Genomic DNA, 7,310 nt, shown 5'->3' with positions numbered 1-7,310 from the left:
CAGAACCGGGGGCAGTCCCTAACGCGGGTCAATAACGCCGGCCATGCAAATAACCGTGGCAAGCAAATACCCCACGCCGACGCGAAGCCCCAGGCACATGCCCGCGCCCTCCTCTGGGATGGATAAACGCGGCTGCGGCCGCGCCTTGGCCACGCTGCCTCAAACAGCCCCCGCCCAACAACCCCGCCCAACGACCCGACCCAACAGCCCACGCTCAACAGCCTCGCCTTAAACAACTCCGTCCCGGCCGGAACCAAAGGTTCCAGCCGGGACGGGAGCTACCACCCGCCGTCGCGTACGGCTCGAGCGACGCATGGCCGCCACCCGCCATCGCGCGTTCGGCTCGAGCAGCGTTTGCACCGTGAATCCAGGGCCATAGGCTGCGGTGCGTCAAGGACATACCGGGCCGACAGGCGCCCTGAACCGTCGGCCTAAGTAGCGTGGATGAGGATCAGCCTCGCGCTGTTCTCCTCTTCAAGCGTGACCCTCAGGACCGCCGGCCCGTGGCTTCCGGGAAGAACAACGGCATCTGCCACCCCCCACATGGGGTACGCCACCGTTACCGCAGGGCGCTGGCCGAGCCAGGCCGGAAGCTCTATGGACTGCTCGGCCCCGCCTCCCCGGCGGTGCACTGCTATGGCCAACGTCGCCTCACCCAACCTGGCGCCCTGCGCGATCCAGTTGTCGCGCCACCCCGGAAGTCCCAAGGGGAACGTGGGCAGGCTGGCCGAAATTCCTCCGCGCAGCTGCTTGTAAACTTCCACTCCGGCGCGAACCACCTCCAACTGGGCGGGCCCGAGGGTATCAATCCGGCCGGCAAGGTGGACCCGCGACAGCAGCGCACTGATCAGGGAGAACGCCAACTGCTCATCGCCCATGGAGCCTTCCACGGAGGCCCAGACGCCCGACTGTTCCGGTGTGATGGCTAGCGGCGCGGCGGCCGAAATCGGCGGGGTCTTGGCAAAATCCTGCTGGTCGGTCAGCGACTGGACCGGGAACACAGCACCCGAGGCGCCATCCGTGCGGGAACCACCAGCAGCGCAGCCCTCGATTGTCAGGCCCGGATGCCGATCCATCACCGCGGTCACCCAATCCAGGAAGGCTCGGTTGTGGTCCAGCAGCCCTGCGCCGACGGCACCATTGAGGTCCGTGCCTGCGCCGATGTCGATGTTGTAATCCAGCTTGAGGTACGCCAGGTCAAAATCGGCCATCAGCCGGTCAACCATGGTGTCCAGGTGGGCACGCGCGGCGGGGTGGCGCAGGTCCAGCTGGTAGCGGCCCCACTCCTTGATGCGTTCTCCGCCTCGGCTGAAGAAGGCCTCCCCCGGAAGAAGCTCGGCAAGCCGGCTCCGTGCCCCCACCACTTCCGGCTCGAGCCAGAGTCCCGGCTTCATGCCAGCCTCGCGGATCTTTCCGATCAAAGCGGCCAGGCCGCCGTCGGGGAAACGTTTGACGGAGGGCTCCCACTCCCCCACGGAGTCCCACCAGCCGCCGTTCTCGTCGTCGTACCACCCGGCGTCGATGCAGAAAACCTCCACGCCCAGCGCGGATGCGGCTGCGATCAACGGAAGCTCCTTCTCCGTAGTGGGGTCCGACATGAGGCAGTTGAGGAAGTCGTTGTAGATGACCGGAAGGTCCACATTGTCAGGGTGCGGCCGGCGGATACGGCGGCGGTAGGCGGTCAGCTCTGCGGCGACGGCGTTGATGCCGCCGGTGGGGACCACCGCGACTGCAGCGGGCGCGGTGGTGAAAGTCTCGCCGGGTTCGAGGGTCACAGACCACTGGTGCTCCGCCGCGGTGGGGCCGGAGATCGTCAGGTAGAGGTCGTCATACCGGTCACCGAGTTCGTAGTGCCAGGCGCCGTTGTGCTCCAGCTGCCACGCCAGCACGCTCCCGGTGGCCAGGTCCTCGAGGATGCCCATGGGCAGTTGCTCGGCAGTGGACCACGCACCCGTTGACGTTGCCGCGATCCGGTTCTTGGAACCCACCTGGCCGTATTCCACCATTCCGACGTTGTACAGGCCATGTTCCGCGATGGTATTCCGGCGCCATCGGAACTCCCCCGACCATGGATTGGCGGCCTGCCAGAGGCCCAGCTGTTCTTCCCAGTCCTGGCCGTGGCCCAGCCCCGACAGGGTGAATGAGGAGACGTATTCAACGCCGACGGCGGAGCTTCCGGCCTGCACTTCGGTCCAGCAGCGCAGCACGGACGAGCCGGCGGCGAGCTCGTAGTGGACGGTGGCGCTGATGCCGGAGACGGGATCCGTGGCATGCAGTTCGAGCCGCCGGACGCCCCTCGCTTCGGATTCCTGCACGTTTGTCAGCCGCATCCTCTGGGCGGCTCCGCCATCCACGTGCCGCTTGCCAGCCGTACCGTGCCGCCCGTCGCCGGCGAGGGCAATCTCCACGACCGGCAACGATGAACGGCGCAGTTCCTCCAGGTCGCGTGGCCCGACCTGGGCGTGCTGGATGGTGAGCAGCCTCGGTGCGATGTGGTCACCATGAAGGAAGTGCAGCTGCAGGCACTCATTTCCCCAGGACAGGACCTCTCCGCCGGCTGCGACTTCAAGAGTCGGGGGCTTGTCCTCAAGCTCGGGACTAAGGTGCGCAAGGGTCATGGTGGCTCCCGGGAGTATGCGGCCAGGCGTTTCGAAGCCGCCGCTAAACGATGGTCAGTCCTTAGAGGATAACGTTATCCCAGCGGTTTGGCGAGCAAGTAGATAACCGGGCAGAAAAGTGAGACGACGACGGCGGGATGTCCCGCCGTCGTCGTCTCCCCAGGCCAGTGCCGCGGCAAAGGACGCAAAGTCCGTTGCCGCTGCGCCGTCGTCGAATTCGTGCTTTCTGTTGGCGGACAGTACCTTCGGCACCGGCAAGCCTGATGCAAACAATGGCCGCTTACAAGAGATTTACGGGAGCCAGCGCGTCATCACTCCGCCCGGAGAGCCGCCGCTCCCTGTGCGAGCTTCGTGATCTGCTTCCAGTCCCTGTCATCAACGGCTCTGCGGGGCGTGAGCCAGCTGCCGCCGACGCATGAGACATTCGGCAGGGCGAGGTAATCGGGCGCCGAGCCAAGGCTGACGCCGCCTGTGGGGCAGAACTGCACCTGCGGGATAGGGGCTCCGATGGCGGCCAGGTAGTCGGGTCCACCGGCCGGGCCTGCCGGGAAGAACTTCATGGCTTCCAGGCCGCGCTCCAGGACAGCCATCACTTCGCCCACGGTCGCGACGCCCGGCAGCACCGGAACGTCAAGGGTGAGCATGTGGTCCAACAGCGACGGCGTCACGCCGGGGCTGACCAGGAACTGTGCACCGGCGCCCACAGCGGCGTCTGCTTGGCCCGGCGTAAGGACGGTTCCGGCACCAAGGAGAATCTCCGGAACCTCGTTGGCGATGAGCTTAAGCGAGGTGAGGGCGCTCTCGGTCCGTAGCGTGAGTTCAATGATGCGGACCCCGCCCGCTGCCAGCGCCCGGGCAATGGGCACCGCATTTTGCGGGTCGTCTATAGTCACCACCGGGATGACCGGGGAAACGTGCAGGACACTGGTGGCCTCAGCCATGGTTGATCTCATTTCTCAGGCCTTCCAGCCCGTGGGTGTCGATAAGGCGGTACCAGTCCATGAGGAGATCAGCGAACCCGCGGTGGGTTGCCATTTCGTCGTCGAAGATGCTCCGGCAGCCAAGCAGCGCCGGGACCACGTCCGCGGCGTTCCCTGTCGCGGGCAGTACAGCGTGGAGCTCCGCCGCGAGCGGATCGTTCAGCTCCGCCGTCGGGGTGGATGCCACATGGTGCATCCATGCCGCCACGGCGAGCGCGGCCCACCTTGGCTCGCGGCCGGCGTCGAGGTTGCCTTTGACCGTCCTCAACAACCGCAGCCCGATCTTTTGCGAGCCGTCGCTGCCAACTTTGGCGGTGGTGTGACCGAGGGCAGGATTCGCGAAACGCCCCAGTACCTGGGCGCAGTACGCTTCTCCTTCCAGTCCCGCTGGCAGGCTGATCGTGGGAAGAACATCCTCGACCATCATGCGGCTGCAGGCGGTGAGGAACGCATCCTCCCGCACGGCGTCGCTGATGGTCGTGTTCCCGGTGGCCAGTCCCAGATACGCCAGCATCGAATGGCTGGCATTCAGCAGGCGCAGCTTGGCCGCTTCCCACGCCGCAACGTCTGTGCTGAACACTGCTCCGGCGTCCTCCCAGCGCGGGCGGCGCGACGCAAAATTGTCTTCAATGACCCATTGCATGAATGGTTCCGCCACCACCGCGGCCTCGTCCCTGAGCCCCAGTTCACGCTCGACGGCGTCAAGGTCACCATTCGTGGTGGCCGGCACCATCCGGTCCACCATTGTGTTGGGGAATGACACGTTCGCCTTGAGCCAGGACGCGAGCGGGTCCCCCTCTGCCGCCGGAAGCGCCGCGGCAAAGGCGCGCACGAGCTCCCGAGTCAGGTCCCCGTTGCCCGGTAGGTTGTCGCATGAGACTACTGTGAGGGGCCCGGCCTCCGCCCGGGCCCGCTGCTGGAGGCCCCTGGCGATCTGCCCGATCGCTGTCCGGGGTGGCTGGCCGGCAACGTCAGCCCGGACCTGTTCATCAGAGAGGCTCAGCGTTCCGGTGCGGGGGTCTATACGGTATCCCTTCTCGGTGACGGTGAGCGTGACCACCGACGTCGATGAGGCGGCAATGCGGTCCGTCACTGCGAGCGGGTGGTGCAGCCCCGAGATTGCCTCGGTGATGCTGGAAACCACCCGAAGCGGCGCTGCACCACTGCCCCTCTCACTCACCGTGAACAGGCAGTCCTGCGGTCCGAGCTGCCGCGCCACAGTGTCCGAGCGCTGCGTGACTCCGGCGATCCCCCAATTGGAATCGCCCGAGGCCAGCATCGCGTTTTCGGTGAACACGGCGGTGTGTGCCCTCGCGAAGGCGCCTAGGCCGAGGTGCACGATGCCCGGCTGGAGCGCATCGCGCGGAAAGGGTGCCCTCTGGTTTCCGCTGGCCGCAAGGGAGGCGGCAGTCAGGCGTGTGATGGCACTTCCCCCTCCGCGGTTCGCTGGGCGTGCGAGCTGGTTTCTTCAAAGGTTGGGACCAGGCCTGTGCCACCCTTCCCGCCCACCACTAGAGATGCGGCGGCCGCGCCGTAGCGGGCTGCCACAGCAAGACTGTCGCCGAGCACCATCCGGGCCGTCAGCGTGCCAACGAACGCGTCACCCGCGCCTGTCTGGTCCACCACAGACGGCGCAGGAATCGCGTCGATCCAGGACGAATCCTGGGAGTCGTCCAGTTGGCCGCCGGCCAGCTGGATTCCCTCAGCCCCGCAGGTGACTGCCACATTCGCGGCGCCAAGACCGCGGAGTTTCGCCGCGGCCTCGGCTGGCGACTGGCACGCCAGCAGTGCTGACGTTTCACCGGGGAAGGACGGGGTGGCCAGGAAGGTCTGCGGGGCCAGCGCCTCGAGCAGCTCGGAAGCTTCTTCCGCGCTGGTCAGGCGGGGCCGGAAATTGGGATCGAAAACAAAGCGTTTGGCGAGCGCGGCGGCCTTCAGGACGGCGGCGCGGGACGACGCGGAGATGGCGCAGGCGATGCCGCCCGCGACCACCGCCCCGGCCGCCGAGAAGACGCCGGGGTCAACATCCCACGGTCCGAGCGTTGAGCCCACGCTCCCGGTGCGGGCGTAGGAAAACTCGCGTTGCCCCTGGGGGTCGCAGTGCATCAGGTACACGCCCTGCTGCCCGGTCCTGAACTTCAGCAGCTCGGTGGAAACGCCAAGTTCCCGGATCCGGGCGGCAATCGCAGTGCCGAGGTCGTCGTCGGGGAGTACGGAAAGCAGCCCCACGTTTGCTCCCGCAGAAGCCGCGGCCGCCGCCACATTCAGGGCATCCCCTGAGATGCCCAGCTGTGCGGGAACGCCGTGGGCGAACGGCGCATCGGTCGCCACTTCGATGAGGATTTCGCCCATCACGACGACGTCGAACGGCTGACGCTGGTTCTCTTGCGTTGCGGCGCTCACCAGTCGTGCACCGATCCGTCGAGCCGCCGGTTGACGGGCAGATACTTCGGGTCGAACGGGAAAGATGCGGCGGCTTCCGCGTTGAATTCCACGCCGAGGCCGGGGGCCTCGCCGGGGTGCATGTACCCGTCAGTGAACGTGTATGAGGTCTTGAAGACCTCGCCGGCGGGATCGCGGTGGCCCATGTACTCCTGGACACCGAAGTTGGGAATGCTCATGTCCACATGCAGCGCCGCGGCGAAGGAGACCGGCGAAAGATCCCCCGCGCCGTGGGAGCCGGAGCGCACTCCGTAGAGGTCCGCCAGCGAGAAAATCCTGCGCAGGTGGGTGATGCCGCCTGCGTGGGAGACAGAGGTGCGGATGTAGTCGATCAGGCGTTCGGTAATCAGCTGCTGGCAGTCCCAGATCGAGTTGAACACCTCCCCCACCGCAATGGGCGTGGTGGTGTGCTGGCGGATCAGGCGGAAAGCCGACTGATCCTCTGCCGGCGTCGGGTCCTCAATCCAGAACGGGCGGTACTTTTCGAGTGCCGCCCCGAGCCGGCCGGCCTCGATCGGCGTCAGCCGGTGGTGGACATCATGCAGGACGTGGACGCCGTAGCCGAACTGTTCGCGAACGTGGGCCATCATCCTGGGCGCGAAGTCCAGGTAGGCAGTGGTCTCCCACAGGTCCTCCTGGGGAAGGTTGCCGCTTGCCGGTTCATAGGTCCGGCCGTCCACGGGCGCAATGCCATAGGTCTTCTCCAGCCCGGGCACTGCGGCCTGCGCGCGGATCGCCTTGTAGCCGAGGTCCAGGTGATGCTGGAAATCCGCGCTGAGGTCCTCCAGTGTGGAACCGCTGGCATGTCCGTAAACCATGACTCCTTCACGGGCCGCACCGCCCAGGAGTTCGTAGACGGGCATGCCCGCTGCCTTGCCCTTGATGTCCCACAGCGCGACGTCGATCGCGGCGATCGCGGTCATGGTCACCGGCCCGCGTCGCCAGTAGGCGCCCTTGTAGAAGTACTGCCAGGCGTCCTCGATCCGGCGTGCGTCGCGACCTATCAACAACGGGCAGAGGTGCTCCGTCAGATAAGAAGCGACGGCCAGTTCGCGGCCGTTGAGGGTGGCGTCGCCGATGCCGGTGACGCCGTCCTCGGTTTCAACAACGAGCGTGACGTAATTCCGTCCTGGCGACGAAACCACTACCCGTGCGTCGGTGATCTTCACTGGTTGATCCTTAGGTAAGTGGGAAAAATCAAAGTAGGTCGCAGTAACCGTCGTTCAGTCCTCAAAACGACACTTACTGCTACTCAGTTGGGCTGGCAGTA

5 protein-coding genes are annotated in these 7,310 nt (G+C 66.1%); all 5 read right to left on the bottom strand.

The genetic code is table 11. The features are described from left to right. Nucleotides 1-431: 431 nt before the first annotated feature. The gene (locus tag J7E83_RS19275) at nt 432-2,618 is read right to left on the bottom strand and encodes a glycoside hydrolase family 36 protein (protein WP_214965399.1); all 2,187 of its coding nucleotides are present in this window, start codon (nt 2,616-2,618) and stop codon (nt 432-434) included. Nucleotides 2,619-2,929: 311 nt separating this feature from the next. Next, nucleotides 2,930-3,559: a bifunctional 4-hydroxy-2-oxoglutarate aldolase/2-dehydro-3-deoxy-phosphogluconate aldolase gene (eda, locus tag J7E83_RS19270; protein WP_214965397.1), complete on the bottom strand. Its 630-nt coding sequence runs from the start codon at nt 3,557-3,559 to the stop codon at nt 2,930-2,932. Further along, nucleotides 3,552-4,937: a mannitol dehydrogenase family protein gene (locus tag J7E83_RS19265; RefSeq protein ID WP_214965395.1), complete on the bottom strand. Its 1,386-nt coding sequence runs from the start codon at nt 4,935-4,937 to the stop codon at nt 3,552-3,554. The genes eda and J7E83_RS19265 overlap by 8 nt, the downstream gene beginning before the upstream one ends. A 71-nt stretch (nt 4,938-5,008) precedes the next feature. Continuing rightward, nucleotides 5,009-5,950: a PfkB family carbohydrate kinase gene (locus tag J7E83_RS19260; RefSeq protein WP_214965422.1), complete on the bottom strand. Its 942-nt coding sequence runs from the start codon at nt 5,948-5,950 to the stop codon at nt 5,009-5,011. A gap of 47 nt (nt 5,951-5,997) precedes the next feature. Continuing rightward, nucleotides 5,998-7,209, bottom strand: coding sequence for a D-mannonate dehydratase ManD (gene manD, locus J7E83_RS19255; protein ID WP_214965393.1), 1,212 nt, complete (start codon nt 7,207-7,209; stop codon nt 5,998-6,000). Nucleotides 7,210-7,310 lie beyond the last annotated feature (101 nt).

Origin of the sequence: Arthrobacter sp. ISL-48, assembly GCF_018613805.1 — a bacterium.
GTDB lineage: Bacteria > Actinomycetota > Actinomycetes > Actinomycetales > Micrococcaceae > Arthrobacter.
This window is presented reverse-complemented; position numbering and strand designations above follow the sequence as displayed.

Excerpts from the sequence above, each read along its gene's own strand:
- eda (WP_214965397.1), bottom strand. The coding sequence starts at position 3,559 with ATGGCTGAGGCCACCAGTGTCCTGCACGTTTCCCCGGTCATCCCGGTG.
- J7E83_RS19260 (WP_214965422.1), bottom strand. The coding sequence starts at position 5,950 with ATGGGCGAAATCCTCATCGAAGTGGCGACCGATGCGCCGTTCGCCCAC.
- J7E83_RS19275 (WP_214965399.1), bottom strand. The coding sequence starts at position 2,618 with ATGACCCTTGCGCACCTTAGTCCCGAGCTTGAGGACAAGCCCCCGACT.